Origin of the sequence: uncultured Oribacterium sp., from assembly GCF_902481605.1 — a bacterium.
Classification (GTDB): Bacteria; Bacillota; Clostridia; order Lachnospirales; family Lachnospiraceae; genus Oribacterium; species Oribacterium sinus.
Genome location: NZ_CABSXI010000018.1, coordinates 1 through 13,804 on the forward strand (window position 1 = coordinate 1; position 13,804 = coordinate 13,804).

Sequence of the window (13,804 nt, forward strand, 5' to 3'; positions counted from 1 at the left end):
GGCGTTGGATAAAATACACCCTTGCCTTGCAATATAACCCATATATCATCAGAGTGATGATGATAATGTTTTGGTAAGGTTTGACCAGGTTTAATAACCCATACTGAACCACCTGTGGAATCAGTTTGATAAAATGGCGTCCTAACAGCATTCTCCAAACTTTCAACTTTCACAAGTTCCATATCAAAAACACGTTGATTACTCATAATACCCTCACCTTTCATCAATTAACGACTAACGAGTTCCTGAAGCATATTCACCCATATTTACATCAAGCACTGCTCTCACCGGTTGAATTAGAGAATCCTCATAATGCAATGTCCATTGAACATTTGAATCCAATTCTCCATTCTCTAGGCCGCTAATAGTATCACCATCACCCACAGGATTGTCATTTTCTAAAATAAAATACAGCATATTATATGCATGAATAACTACATCATCAGGATTTATACCATGAAAGTGATACTGTACATCAGGCAAGAATAAGGTGCTCATCCCCACCGAGTCAACCATCATGTCATCTGTTCCCTGAATGTTAAAATATCGCACATTAACTGCATAATCAATAAAACGAGTTACAGCCTTATCTGGATAATTTTCAATCGATTCACGACTTAAAAACTTACGAGATGGACCAAAGACAACGGCCTTACAAGCCGGATATAATTCTAACAAAGCATCTACATACTTTACGAGCATATCAGCACGCTGTTTTGACTCTAAACCAGCAGCTAACATATCCGTAGCAAATACTCTATATTCGCACTCTGCCAACAAGTCATCTACATTGGGACAATTCCATACCTGACTACGATCAAAATCGTCTAATACAGGCTTATCAATTTTCTCACATTTTGTAATCATCAATGTTGGAGGAACCTCTGCATCATTATCCTCATAATGCACCTTATAATTCTGAGGTGCAAAACCAGCTGAATCCGCCCCATAACTAAAACAATCTACAGTGCCTAAGTGCTTTGTAAATACCTCAACCATATGCTCACGGTCAAGTATATCACAATGCTCCGCCATCAGCAACTCAACAAAAAATATACCACCAGGACGACCTGAAGTATCCGTTAAATCCTGTTTAAATACTTGGCTCATAGTCTCTCTCCTATTAATATCAAGAAAGTCCAAAATACTGCTATATATTCTCCTACAAATTATCTCTAGATATAAGCTTTTTATTTTCTAAGGATTTTATAAGGTAAATGAATTATATCCTGCTTCGGATTTAATTCGGTCGAATTCGACTGAATTAAAATTTAGATTATAAACCTTCTCTCACCTTATACAAAATAAATAATATATTATTACCTAAATTATACAATAAATCTGGCTTCAGATATCCATTCCATCGCCCGATTGAACCATGGAATATCATGTTCTTTCACTTGTAAATGCTTGTTATTCAGATTGGCCACTTTTTTGTATCTGACGGTATTGTCATAAAAAGTAACACTATCACATAAAGGCACTACGTCTTTTAGCATTTTCAGGGAGGCTTCATAGCGCCTTCTGATGTCTTCCTCTTTGATGCCGTGTCCACCTTCCGTTACTCTTTTTGCCACCCGCTCAATGGCCAGTTCAGGACTTTCTAAACCGATGTAACACATTTTCACGAAAAATCCCTGTTCCTTTGCGGCTTGGATGGTTTTCACAATGGAAATACCGGAGAGGGTAGTTTCCTGGTTAAAGGAAGTACCGGATTGAATACAGCGATTAATTTTATCTACGGCAATGCGCATGGATTTAAACTGGGCTTTTTCGTCTCGCCAGTCCCAACCATTGATAAATAAGATTTCGTCCGCATTAATCCGTTCTCCAAGCTCTGCCTGTTTTAACAAGCTGTATAATGTGGATTTTCCGGCTCCGTTAACGCCTGCAAAGATTGTATATCTCTTATTATTTTCCATTGGCCTGTTCTTTCCTTTTCAGCAAATCTTCTTGTTGTTCCTGAAGAAATAATTCAGATAGGGTCATATAGAACTTGAATGCATCAGCATTTTCAAAATCGATTTCGTCAAACAAAATCATATTTTCTGGAGATAGTGTTTTCCGACACTGCTGATATAAATGCTGAAGCTTATCTTTCAAATCTGTATGCTTTTCGGGCATCGTTTATCCTCCTCTTTATAAAGAAAAGTGGATGTTTTCGTCTGGTGTTTTACCGCAATTCTCTTATAGTAATTTTCCTACAACAATTTTCTTACAACAACTCTTTTATAATAATTCCTTCACCATCTCTTGCAATAGCGGCACATTTCTTTCCATAAACCAGGGATTTTTATTAATCCATCCATAGTTTAGAGGGCTGGGATGCACCAAGGGAAAATTCAGTATTTCCGAAGAAGTCTGTCCTGACAGAAGAGAACTTGTCCCATTGTCTTTTTCCCATGCTTCTCCGTAAGGATACAGTAAGTCTTTCAGGGGGAGCTTTGCGCCCTTCGGATCATAGTGGGCAATGGCGTATTTTCCAATCAAAATCCGAAGTTTTACTTTGGGAAGAAGTGTGGCTACCGCGTCATGGTATTTTCGCATAAAGGGGCGTGGCGGAAGATCCCCACCCTTTCCTTTTCCCGGATAGTAAAAGTCCATAGGGATAATGGAGATGGATTTGCCGTAAAAGATTTCTTCGGAAATGCCCATCCACTCCATCAGGCGTTTTCCGGAAAGGTCGTGGAAGGGGATGCCGGATTCCTCCACCTTCCTGCCGGGAGCCTGCCCCACCAGAAGAATCCGGGACTCTTCATGGAACTGAAAAATGGGAGGAATGCCCCGTTCTGTATAGCTTTGATTTTCCGGAAGGGCCTTGATTTCCGCAACAAGCTCTTTCAGTGCTTTATTATTCTGTTTCATCAGCTAAACTTTCTCCATTTTTTTATCAAATAAGTCTAGTTATTTTTTCTCAATAGTAGACTGTTCTCTCTTCTTCAAAAACTTGAATCAAGCGTACTTTTTATATACCGGGCTTTTTCTCTTTCCGAAGCTAGGCTGAAGATTTTCCTTATGCAATCCCGCTCAAATCATAGTCAGAAAGATATTTCGCCGCGGTATCGCAGATTCCTCTAAGGCAGCTCTCCTGGAAGGGACTTTCCAGACCGGCATTCTTTAAAAGCTTTGTGAAAACCACGGAACCGCCCTGCTTGGTATAAGCCATATAGTGCTGCCAAGCTTCCTTTTGATCCTTCTGAATCAAGTTCCAGAATTGCAGAGCAACGGTTTGTGCCAGGCAGTAGTCGATGTAGTAGAAGGGAGAAGAGTAGATGTGGCTCTGTCTCTGCCAGCCCTCTCCCTCACTATAGAAAGGAATTTCTCCATCCAGCTTTAACCAAGGCTGATAAATCTGCACCAGCTCCTTCCATTTGGCGTGTCGCTCTGCAGGGCTAAGCTCCGGATTTTCGTATACGATATGCTGAAAATGATCCACCATGGTACCGTAGGGGATAAAGCTTAAAGCGTCTGCAAGATGAGAGTAGTTGTATTTTCCGGCATCCTCTCCGAAGAATTCCTGGGAAAATGCCTCTGCAAAGAATTCCATGGACATGGAGTGGACTTCACAGGCCTCAAGGCTTGGCCAAATGCACTCAAAGGGCACTCGATTGCGATTCAGGTAAGCGGCAAAGGCATGACCTGCCTCGTGGGTAATCACCTCAATATCATGCTGGGTTCCATTGAAGTTGGCAAAGATGAAAGGTGTCTTGTAGTCCTGGAAGGAGGTACAATATCCTCCACCTTGCTTGCCCTTGGTGGAGAGTAGATCCATTAACTCATCATCAATCATGTGGTTAAAAAATTCTGACGTTTCCGGAGAAAGCCAGTCATAGAACTTCTTTCCGGAGGCAACAATCTCGTCCGGATTTCCCTTTGGCTTCGGATTTCCGGAGCGGAATTCAATGGCCGCATCCGCATAGCTTAGGGGATAGGATTTTCCAAGCCGCTTTGCCTGTCTTTCGTAAATCTTTGCGGCAACGGGCACCACATACTTCTGCACAGCCTCACGGAACTTTTGCACATCTTGCTTGTCGTAGCAGTTTCTTCTCATCCGGTAATAGCCAAGCTCGGTAAAGTCGGTATAGCCCAGCTTCTTCCCCATTTGATCCCGAAGATGCACAAGCTTGTCATACAAACGGTCCAGCTCTTCCTGATTGTCCTTATACCACTGTCCTTCCGCCTTCCAAGCGGCCAGTCTTCTGGCATCATCCTTGTCATTTTTAAAGGGAGACATCTGGGAAATGGTGTAGATTTTTCCTTCAAAGGGAATCTGTGCACCGGCCAGAAGCTTTTCATAGGCGGTAGTCAGCTCATTTTCCTCCTGCAACATGGGGATGATTTCCGGGGAAAATGTCTTTAAGTCGATTTCCGCGTTCAGGAACATGATGTTCCCATATTTTTTGGCAAAATTATCTTTAAAGGGAGAGTCTAAAAGGGCCTTAGTCCATTCCTGATTAAATTCCTGAATCTGAGGATAGGCATTGTTCCAATAGTTTTCTTCCTCATCGTAAAACTTATCTTCCGTATTAATGGAGTGGCGAACCTGGGCAAGGCTGGACATGGTGAAAACATGGCCTTGCAGCTTTTCATTTTCCAAGAAAAGAGCCTCCGCCTCTTCGAAATCCTTGGCTTCCTTCAGCTTTTGAATCAACGCCTTCATTTCCTCTTTAATGCTTTCCACGGAAATGCGCTCATAGGGCATATCTTTAAATTTCATTTTTTATCCTCCAATAGATTAGCCAACGAGATAAACATCTTGATAATAAGACCATTTTTCCGGTCGGTCAATGGGGGAGGGAATTCGGTCGGGGCTGAGGGAGAAGCCCGGAAGAACTGTGGCGGGCAGAGGAGTGAAGGCTCGGAAACCTTTAGCCGGGGGGGAGGCAACGAGATATCGCACACTTTGCGAGGGATACTCGATATAAGCAAAAAAATCACCCGAACCAAAAAGCCCGGGCGATGGAGGGATAGCATAATGAAATCTATAGTTTCCTGAATTGCTTTTATATTTAGCTCTATAGCATAGCTTTATAAGTGAAGTATGCAATTTGATTTTAGGAAGAGCCTTATAACTTGAACTTTGCCAAAAGCTCTTCCATGTTTTGTACCTGATCGAAAAGCTTTGCGCTGCTGGCGGCGGACTCTTCCGCAGTAGCGGAGTTATGCTGTACCACAGCGGATACCTGTTCCAAGCCCTGGGCAATTTCTTCCACGGATTTGGACTGGCTCTGAGAAAGGCTTGCGATTTCCGTAATCTTCTCATGCATTTCCTGAGAACGCTTCACAATCTGTGCTAGGGACTTTGTGGCTTCCTCAGTCATTTGAGAACCGGTCTCGATGGAGCGGACGGTGTTTTCAATGAGGGCGGTGGTGTTCTTTGCCGCCTCTGCGGATTTTCCGGCAAGGTTTCTAACCTCATCCGCAACCACGGCGAAGCCACGGCCGAATTCTCCGGCTCTTGCCGCCTCAACGGCTGCATTTAAGGCTAAGACATTGGTCTGGAACGCAATGTCGTCAATAGTATGAATAATGTTGCTGATTTCCTGAGCGGTATGGTTCATTTCGCTCATGGAGTCATTTAAGGCATTCATTTGTGTACTGCTGGACTCCAGCTCCGTCTCTGTGGTTTTGGAAAGGAGAGCGGCATTTTCCGCATTGTCTGCATTGTTTCGTACCTGATCGGATACGGCCTGAATGGTAGCGGAAAGCTCTTCCAAGGAGCTGGCCTGTTCAGCGGCTCCTTGAGAAAGCACATCGCTGCCATGGGAAACTTCCTTGGCGGAGGCATTGACCTCTTTAGAGGCATTGTCAATTTCCTGCAAGGTGCTCTTCAGCATGGACTGGATAGTCTTCAAGGAATCGCAGATGGCGGAATAATCTCCCTTGTACATCTTCGGGCAAGCGGCTTCATCCCGGAAATTTCCGGCAGCCATATTGCCTAAACGGCTTACGATATCCGCAATAACGGACTTTAAGTGGGCATTCATATCCTTAATGGCCTTTACGGTGCTTCCCACCTCGGTTTCATCTACGGGAAGAGCCAAATGGGTATTCATCAGCTCACCCTGAGAAAGTCCCAGCATACAATTTTTGATAGCAAGGAGAGGCTTCATCAGCTCTGTCCGAACGAAGAACACGGTTATGAGTACGAAAATAATGGTGGGAATCAGGAGGAAAAGGCTGAGAAATTGGGTCAGGGCCGCCATTTGTTCTGCAGCATGACTCTCTCCCTGGGTTCTTTCCGCTACCTCATCATAAAGAGTGTCATAGTCATCGGAAACCGCCTGCTCCTTCTCCTGATAGTCCTTACTGTAGAGTAAGTCCAAGGCTCCCTTAAGATCTCCCTGTTCCACCATGGTAAAGGACTGAGCCTCTAAACCGGCAAGATAGGTAGAGGCATCGGACATTCCCTTTAAGGTGGCCTCTTCGGACTCGCTTAAACCGTATTTATGCATGACCTCCACGGCATTTTCCCGGTTTTTATCCACGGTCAGTTCCTTGTTGTAAGCATCTAAATAAGCCTTATCGCCTGTTGCGGCATAGGCTCTGGAGGTTTTACTCAGGGTAACACTACCATCGGAATAGTCTCCGGCAGCCACGGTTAATTCAAACTGCTCCTTTATAAGCTCTGTAGCTTTTTTGCTTTGCACCTTATTTACTACACCGGCAAATGCGGTAAGGAGCAAAAGCAGAATACTCCCAATCGAAAAAAAGGCTAATTTAGTGGACTGGTTCCATCTCTTTTTCATAATCCCCTCCTAGGATGAGTCCAATATCTTGGTCTTCATTGTTTTTGCATACTATTCTGCATACTAACAGTTTAAGATAATGGTATTTTGCTTACGGTTCTGTGTAAGTATTAGATTATCGGCAAGATACAAAATTAATTAAGCCCTAAACTAAGACAAAGAGTAAATAAGAATAAATATTATTTTTTATGGCTTTGTTAAAATTATACAAATGGATGAAAAGGGAAAGAATCTTTCCGTCTATAGAAAAGCCCTTAGGAATGGGGTATACTAAAAAACAGAACAAATAGAGGTTAAAGGCAGAAAGCAATGTCACAAACCCTCAGCAGAACAAAAGGATAAGACATAAAGGAGGCAGAAGATGGCTTGTACAACGATTTTGGTAGGAAGAGAGGCATCCTACGACGGATCCACCATGATTGCAAGAAACGAGGATTCCGGCTCAGGATCATTTTCCCCTAAGAAGTTTATAGTGGTGGAACCCAAAGACCAGGGTGAGACTTATACCTCGGTACTGTCCCATGTGACCATTCCCCTTCCTAAGAATCCCCTTCGCTATACCTGCATGCCCAATGCAGTGGCGGGAGAAGGCATCTGGGGTGCAGCAGGGGTAAACAGTGAAAATGTTTCCATGACCGCAACGGAAACCATTACCAGTAATGAACGAGTGCTCTCCGGAGACCCTTTGGTAGTGTATAAGAAGGCGGAAGACGGAGAAGAGGAGCAAATAGGCGGAATCGGTGAAGAGGATTTAGTTACTTTGGTGCTTCCTTACATTCACTCTGCAAGAGAGGGTGTGCTTCGTTTGGGTGAGCTGCTGGAGCAGTACGGAACCTACGAGATGAACGGCATTGCCTTTTCCGATTCTGAGGAAATCTGGTGGCTGGAAACCATTGGCGGACATCACTTCATTGCCAGAAGAGTGCCGGACAATGCCTATGTGATGATGCCAAACCAGCTGGGGATTGACTACTTTGATTTTGAAGATGCCTTTGGGAAGCAGGAAGAATATATCTGCTCTAAGGATTTAAAGGAATTTATTAGGAAAAATCATTTGGATCTTCGCTTTGAAGACGAAATCGAAAAGACCGGGGGAGACTGGATTAATCCAAGAGAGTGCTTCGGCTCCCATTCCGATGCGGACCATGTGTATAACAGCCCAAGAGCCTGGTATATGGCAAGATATTTTAACCGAAATACCTTCCGTTTCGAAGGGGAAAATGCGGAGTTTACCCCGGAATCCGATGACATTCCCTGGTGTCTATGCCCGGAATTAAAGATTACTCCGGAGGATGTAAAATATATCCTTTCTGCACATTTTCAAGGCACTCCCTACGACTGCTACGGAAAATACGGGGAGGAAAAGGAAAGAGGAAAGTACCGTCCTATCGGGATTAGCAGAAACAATTTCCTAAGCCTTACCCAGATTCGTCCGAATGTGCCTAAGGAATATGCGGTTTTGGAATGGGTATGCTTCGGCTCCAACACCTTCAACGCCTTTGTGCCCTTCTATGCCAATATCGATAAGACTCCGGAATACTTTGCCAATACGGAAAAGCGGGTAACTACGGAAAGCTTCTACTGGGCAAATCGCATTATCGGCGCTTTGGCAGACAGCCAATATAGCCACTGCCGATCCCATATTGAACGTTACCAGAGCAAGGTGCCTACTAAGGCATATACGATTATGAAGACCTTTGAAGAAGAGCTGGAAAAGCACGGAAAGAAGAAAAAAGGAATTGCCTCCCTATTAGAAGAATGCAATGAAAAGATAGCGGACATGGTAAAGAAAGAAACCGAAGACGTACTGGATAAAGTACTCTATGAAGTCAGCTGCCAGATGAAGAACGGCTACGGAAGGTCGGATGCTTAAAAGCCAATTACCAAAGAACTTTTTTGGGGAAAAGCCCTACTCCCCTTGCCAGTTCTTCCGCTTTCCCCTTATAATAGGTGGGAAAAAGCCATTTTGTAGAAAAGTTCCGAAATATCGGAAGCAGAGAGGGGAAAAATGATTGCAGCAAGTAATGTAACCTATCGTGTAGGGAAGAAGGCCCTTTTTGAAGAGGTCAATATCAAGTTTACGGAGGGGAACTGTTATGGGGTAATCGGTGCCAACGGTGCCGGTAAGTCCACCTTGTTAAAGATTTTATCCGGAGCCTTGGAGCCCAGTTCCGGTGAAGTCATCATTACCCCGGGACAGCGCTTGTCCGTATTGGAACAGGATCAGTTTAAATATGATGCTTATCCCGTACTTAGCACTGTAATCATGGGAAATAAGCGTTTGTATGAGGTAATGCAGGAAAAGGATGCTCTCTATGCAAAGGCGGATTTTTCCGACGAGGACGGTATCCGTGCAGCAGAGCTGGAAGGGGAATTTGCCCAGATGGACGGCTGGAATGCGGAGTCCGATGCGGAGACCATGTTAAACGGCTTAGGAATCGGCCCGGAGCTTCACCACAAGATGATGAACGAGTTAAAGGGTTCCGAGAAGGTGAAGGTTCTTTTGGCTAAGGCGCTTTTCGGAAATCCGGACATTCTGCTTTTGGACGAGCCTACCAACCACTTGGATTTGGGCTCTATCGAATGGCTGGAGGACTTCCTCATTAACTTTGAAAATACCGTCATTGTAGTCAGCCATGACCGTTACTTCTTGAATAAGGTTTGTACCAATATTGCGGATATTGACTATGGAAAGATTACGCTCTTTGCCGGAAACTATGATTTCTGGTTTGAGTCCTCTCAGTTGATTGTTCGTCAGCAGAAGGAAGCCAACCGAAAGAAGGAAGAGAAGATCAAGGAATTGCAGGAATTTATCCAGAGATTCTCCGCAAATGCTTCCAAGTCCAAGCAGGCGACCTCCAGAAAGCGTGCCTTGGAGAAGATTGAGCTGGATGACATTAAGCCATCCTCCAGACAGTATCCTTACATCCAGTTTAAGCCCAACCGTGAAATCGGAAATGATGTTTTGGAAGTGAACAACCTGACCAAGACCATTAACGGTGTAAAGGTTTTGGACAATATCAGCTTTATCTTAAATCGTACCGATAAGGTAGCTTTGGTTGGACCTAACGAATTGGCAAAGACTGTACTGATGCAGATTCTTGCAGGGGAAATGGAGCCGGATTCCGGAGACTATAAGTGGGGTTTAACCACCAGTCAGTCCTATTTCCCGAAGGACAATACCAAGGAATTTGATTCCGAGGACACCATTGTGGAATGGCTTACCCAGTATTCTCCGGACAAGGATACCCAGTTCGTAAGAGGGTATTTGGGAAGAATGCTCTTTAAGGGAGATGACGGTGTAAAGAAGGTCAATGTCCTTTCCGGAGGAGAGAAGGTTCGTTGTATGCTTTCCAAGATGATGATTTCCGGATCCAATGTCTTGATTTTGGATGAGCCTACAGACCACTTGGATATGGAAGCGATTTCCGCCTTGAACGACGGCTTAAAGAACTTCCCCGGTGTAATCATCTTTGCTTCCCGTGACCATCAGGTTGTGGAAACCACCGCAAACCGTATCATGGAAATCATTGACGGAAAGCTTATTGATAAGCTCACCACTTATGATGAGTACCTGGCATCTGATGAGGAAATCAAGAAGAGATTTACCTTTACTCTCTCTGAGGAAGATGCAGGGGATAACTAAAAAGAATTTGAATAGTGAGAAGCTTTGGGAGTCCAGAGCTTGGGAAAATGGCGGTAATGGCGATAAAGAAATGGCATTACCGCTATTTTTAAACTTGCATGGTATAATGAACTACAGTTTAAAATGGAATTATATTCAGGAGAATGAGCAAAAGAGAAGGTGATTTGATGAAAGAATCGGTAGAAAACAAACTGAATAACATTCATGAACTGGAATTTACCCTATTTTGTATTGAAAGTTTAGCAGAAGCTTTGCATAAGGATGGAGCAAGTGTTTATCAGGGGCTTAGCAGTGGAAAGAACTTTTTGCAGAACTATATCATACCGGAATATGAGGTGCTTCATACCCAAGGAAAAGAATATATCCTTCAGGAGCTTTTGTCTGTGATGAAAGAATGGGGGGTGCAGCTATGAATGCCCATCCCGTTCTTTTACAAAAAAAATACGCCCGCATTATAGCAGGCTTTGCAGAGAAAGAAAAAATGTCTTTAGAAAATGCCTTGGATTTTTTTTATAAATCTGAGCTGTATCAACTCATTAGCCAAGGCATTTCTGATATGCATTGCAGAAGTGACTTATATCTGATTGATGAGTTGGAAGAAGAATATAAGGATTCTCAAAGAAATTAGTAACGCTATTCCTTCCACTGCAAATGATGTAACGCTCCTTCCTTACTTAAGAAAGGAAAATTCTGCTGTCGAAGGGCTTCATATAAAATGATGGCTACAGAATTGGAAAGATTTAAGGAGCGAGCTTCCTCCAGCATAGGAATGCGGATACACTGCTCTTCGTTGTCCACCAGAATTTCCTCCGGAATACCGGCGGATTCCTTTCCAAAGACAATGTAATCATTGGGAGAAAAGGAGACCTCCGTATGGGTTTTATGAGCCTTGGTGGTGGCGTACCAAACCTTGGGAAGGGCAATCTTTCTTTCCTCCTCCACACCTGCCATAAATTCCTCATAGGAAATGTATTCCCGAAGCTTTAACAAAGGCCAGTAATCCATGCCGGCTTTTTTGATATTTTTATCATTCAAAATAAAACCGTAGGGCTTAATCAGGTGCAGGGTACTTTTGGTTGCCACGCAGGTTCTGCCAATGGCTCCGGTATTAAAAGGAATTTCCGGTTCATGTAAAACGATATTCATAAAGTCTCTCCGATTCTATCCATTATCTTTATGGTTCAGCATATAATATTCTTGGTAATTTGCGGTTCACAGGACTTAGGAACCAAGCTTTGCCGCCACTTTTTTGGCAATGGAATCCGCCAGAATTTTCTTTTTCTTTGCAGTATTCTCTTCCTTTTCGGAAGCGGAACCTGCTGCGGGCTTTCCTTCAATAGCCAAATGTCCGATAGCCTGATATTTTACAGTCTGGTATTCATTTTCATTGCTTTTCCAGTTGGGGCAGTGAGAACGGCTACCCTCCTGCCACATCTTGGCAATTTCATCTTCATCAAATTCGGCCATGCACTCATAGTCTTCCTCTTCATCGTCAAAAGCCAAATTTCTGCATAATTCACATTCACACATGGACTAAACCTCCAAACTTTTCTTCACCGTTGCTTTCTTTGCAGCAGTCTTTTACTTTTCAACAGCCTTATTTTCAACTGTTTTCTTTTCAACAGCCTTCTTTTCAACAGCCTTCTTTGCAGCAGCCTTTTTCTTTCCCACAGTCTTGTTGCCCACAGTCTTCTTCACGACAGCCTTTCTTTCCCCTATAGGCCGCCAGGTCTCCGGATCCTTCTTGCTGGAAGGGCAGAGGTCCTGCAAATAACATTCGCCGCACTTGGGATTCTGAGAAGTACAAAGGGTTCTTCCCAAGGCAATGATGTGGGTGTTCCAACGAATCCAAAACTCCTCCGGAAGATGCTCCATCAGCTGGAATTCCACCTTGGTAGGATCCGGAGAATCCGCCAGCCCCAAACGGTTGGAAATGCGCTTCACATGGGTATCCACCACGATAGAGGGAATATGGTAAATGTTTCCTAAAATCAGATTTCCGGTTTTCCGTCCCACCCCGGGAAGAGCAGTTAAGGCCTCGATATTCTGGGGAACCTCCCCTCCATACTCCTCTACCAGCGCTTTGGCACAGGCCTTCATATTTTTTGCCTTGTTATGATAAAAACCGGTGGAATGGATATCCTCCTCCAGCTCCTTCAAATCACAATCCGCAAAGGCCTGTAAATCTTTATATTTCACAAAAAGTTTTTCTGTCACCATATTTACCCGGGCATCGGTGCACTGGGCACTTAAAATGGTGGCAAAAAGCAGCTGCCAGGCATTTTTCGCCTCTAAAAAAATCATGGGCCGGTCCCCATAATGGGCATCCAGCCTCTTCATGATTTCTCGAACTCTCATTTCTCTTTTTTTCTTTGATTCAGAACGAATAAACATTATTTCCTGTATTTCTTTCTATAGATAGTTTTATTTTTCAAAAGGTATCTGAAGATACCAAACTAAGAAGCTATAGTATGCTCTCTTAAGAAGTTATATAGTTGCCCCTCTTAGGATAACGCAAGCATGACATTTTTAAAATTCAATAGTAATGCTTCTTCCGGTGGGCTGGTAGGGGTAATAGCGTACACCGGCAGCATCCAACATGCGCTTGGAGGCCTTTACCGCGGGAGTATCCGCATATATGTCCTCCCAGTACACCAAGGTTTTGATGCCGGATTGGATAATGGCTTTCGCACACTCGTTACAGGGGAAGAGTGTTACATAAATAGTAGCGCCCTCCAAGGAACCGCCCCGATAATTCAAAATCGCGTTCAATTCTGCATGGGTTACATAAAAATACTTGGCGTTATAGGGGTCCTGCTCTGCCTTCATTTTCGCCCAAGGGAAAATGTCGTCGGAGCAACCCTTTGGGAAGCCGTTGTAGCCCATGGAGAGAATCTTATGATCCGGAGATACGATGCAGGCACCTACCTGGGTAGAGGGGTCCTTGGAACGGTGGGCGGATAGCGTACAGATTCCCATAAAATATTCATCCCAGGAAATCGCGTCCTGCCGCTTATCATTTTCACTCATAGAAAACCCTCCTTTTTCATCAAAAAACATGTATTCTTTAGGCTCTAATGATAGCAAAAGGCAGGGGGAATGGAAAGAGAGAGAATGAGGATTATTTGTTTTTTAATAAAACTTATGATAAAACTAAGGAAAAGCTGACTTTTCCATGTCAAACACGGAAAAGAAATATAGGATAGAAGGTAAATGTCGTGGATTCCCTTAACTAAATTCAAAAAACGAATTATCAAAGGAGAATAGGATGTTTTGTAGAAAATGTGGTTTAAAAAATGATGATGATGCCGTATTCTGCAAACTTTGTGGAGCAAGATTGTCCGAAGAGGAAGTAGAACAGTTTTCGGAGGGAACCCTTTCTCTTTCCTCCACGCCCTCGGTGCCAAAC

The 13,804-nt window shown here is 43.6% G+C and carries 14 protein-coding genes and 2 pseudogenes; 5 read left to right on the plus strand and 11 right to left on the minus strand.

Annotated elements, in window-relative coordinates:
• From RDQ32_RS04800 to RDQ32_RS04830, 7 genes and pseudogenes are all read right to left on the minus strand, one after another.
• Positions 1 to 206: pseudogene (locus RDQ32_RS04800) on the minus strand (cupin domain-containing protein); the annotation flags it as partial.
• A gap of 28 nt (positions 207 to 234) precedes the next feature.
• Entirely contained in the window at positions 235 to 1,110 is an 876-nt protein-coding gene (locus RDQ32_RS04805) for a DUF4261 domain-containing protein (protein WP_285416741.1), read from the minus strand.
• Between the two features lie 218 nt (positions 1,111 to 1,328).
• Positions 1,329 to 1,922, minus strand: coding sequence for a zeta toxin family protein (locus RDQ32_RS04810; protein ID WP_308579314.1), 594 nt, complete (start codon positions 1,920 to 1,922; stop codon positions 1,329 to 1,331).
• The gene (locus RDQ32_RS04815) at positions 1,912 to 2,124 is read right to left on the minus strand and encodes a hypothetical protein (RefSeq protein ID WP_308579315.1); all 213 of its coding nucleotides are present in this window, start codon (positions 2,122 to 2,124) and stop codon (positions 1,912 to 1,914) included. Before RDQ32_RS04815 ends, RDQ32_RS04810 begins: the two co-directional genes overlap by 11 nt.
• Positions 2,125 to 2,229: 105 nt before the next feature.
• Positions 2,230 to 2,865 (minus strand): uracil-DNA glycosylase family protein, encoded by a 636-nt coding sequence (locus RDQ32_RS04820; RefSeq protein ID WP_308579316.1) that lies wholly within the window; start codon positions 2,863 to 2,865, stop codon positions 2,230 to 2,232.
• A 148-nt stretch (positions 2,866 to 3,013) separates the two neighbouring features.
• Positions 3,014 to 4,717: a M3 family oligoendopeptidase gene (locus tag RDQ32_RS04825; protein WP_308579317.1), complete on the minus strand. Its 1,704-nt coding sequence runs from the start codon at positions 4,715 to 4,717 to the stop codon at positions 3,014 to 3,016.
• 349 nt (positions 4,718 to 5,066) lie between these two features.
• On the minus strand, positions 5,067 to 6,749 hold the full coding sequence (locus RDQ32_RS04830) for a methyl-accepting chemotaxis protein (protein WP_308579318.1): 1,683 nt from the start codon (positions 6,747 to 6,749) through the stop codon (positions 5,067 to 5,069).
• Between the two features lie 361 nt (positions 6,750 to 7,110).
• Here RDQ32_RS04830 and RDQ32_RS04835 point away from each other — a divergent pair, with 361 nt between their 5' ends.
• The 4 genes from RDQ32_RS04835 (at position 7,111) to RDQ32_RS04850 (ending at position 11,023) form a co-directional block, all read left to right on the plus strand.
• Positions 7,111 to 8,622, plus strand: a complete 1,512-nt coding sequence (locus RDQ32_RS04835; RefSeq protein ID WP_308579319.1) for a C69 family dipeptidase — start codon at positions 7,111 to 7,113, stop codon at positions 8,620 to 8,622.
• 135 nt (positions 8,623 to 8,757) lie between these two features.
• A complete protein-coding gene (locus RDQ32_RS04840; protein ID WP_308579320.1) occupies positions 8,758 to 10,395 on the plus strand; it encodes an ATP-binding cassette domain-containing protein in 1,638 nt (545 codons plus the stop codon).
• A 143-nt stretch (positions 10,396 to 10,538) separates the two neighbouring features.
• Positions 10,539 to 10,808, plus strand: coding sequence for a DUF3791 domain-containing protein (locus tag RDQ32_RS04845; protein WP_308579321.1), 270 nt, complete (start codon positions 10,539 to 10,541; stop codon positions 10,806 to 10,808).
• On the plus strand, positions 10,805 to 11,023 hold the full coding sequence (locus RDQ32_RS04850; protein ID WP_308579322.1) for a DUF3791 domain-containing protein: 219 nt from the start codon (positions 10,805 to 10,807) through the stop codon (positions 11,021 to 11,023). The genes RDQ32_RS04845 and RDQ32_RS04850 overlap by 4 nt, the downstream gene beginning before the upstream one ends.
• Positions 11,024 to 11,028: 5 nt before the next feature.
• On the opposite strand, the gene RDQ32_RS04855 is transcribed toward RDQ32_RS04850, so the two are convergent.
• From RDQ32_RS04855 to RDQ32_RS04870, 4 genes are all read right to left on the minus strand, one after another.
• Positions 11,029 to 11,541: a tRNA (cytidine(34)-2'-O)-methyltransferase gene (locus RDQ32_RS04855; protein ID WP_308579323.1), complete on the minus strand. Its 513-nt coding sequence runs from the start codon at positions 11,539 to 11,541 to the stop codon at positions 11,029 to 11,031.
• 75 nt (positions 11,542 to 11,616) lie between these two features.
• The gene (locus tag RDQ32_RS04860; RefSeq protein ID WP_308579324.1) at positions 11,617 to 11,925 is read right to left on the minus strand and encodes a DUF6472 family protein; all 309 of its coding nucleotides are present in this window, start codon (positions 11,923 to 11,925) and stop codon (positions 11,617 to 11,619) included.
• 51 nt (positions 11,926 to 11,976) lie between these two features.
• A complete protein-coding gene (gene nth / locus RDQ32_RS04865; protein ID WP_308579325.1) occupies positions 11,977 to 12,753 on the minus strand; it encodes an endonuclease III in 777 nt (258 codons plus the stop codon).
• 171 nt (positions 12,754 to 12,924) lie between these two features.
• Positions 12,925 to 13,425, minus strand: a complete 501-nt coding sequence (locus RDQ32_RS04870) for a dCMP deaminase family protein (RefSeq protein WP_040649621.1) — start codon at positions 13,423 to 13,425, stop codon at positions 12,925 to 12,927.
• A gap of 238 nt (positions 13,426 to 13,663) precedes the next feature.
• Here RDQ32_RS04870 and RDQ32_RS11190 point away from each other — a divergent pair.
• Positions 13,664 to 13,729 (plus strand): annotated as a pseudogene (locus RDQ32_RS11190) (zinc-ribbon domain-containing protein); the annotation flags it as partial.
• Positions 13,730 to 13,804: the final 75 nt, after the last annotated feature.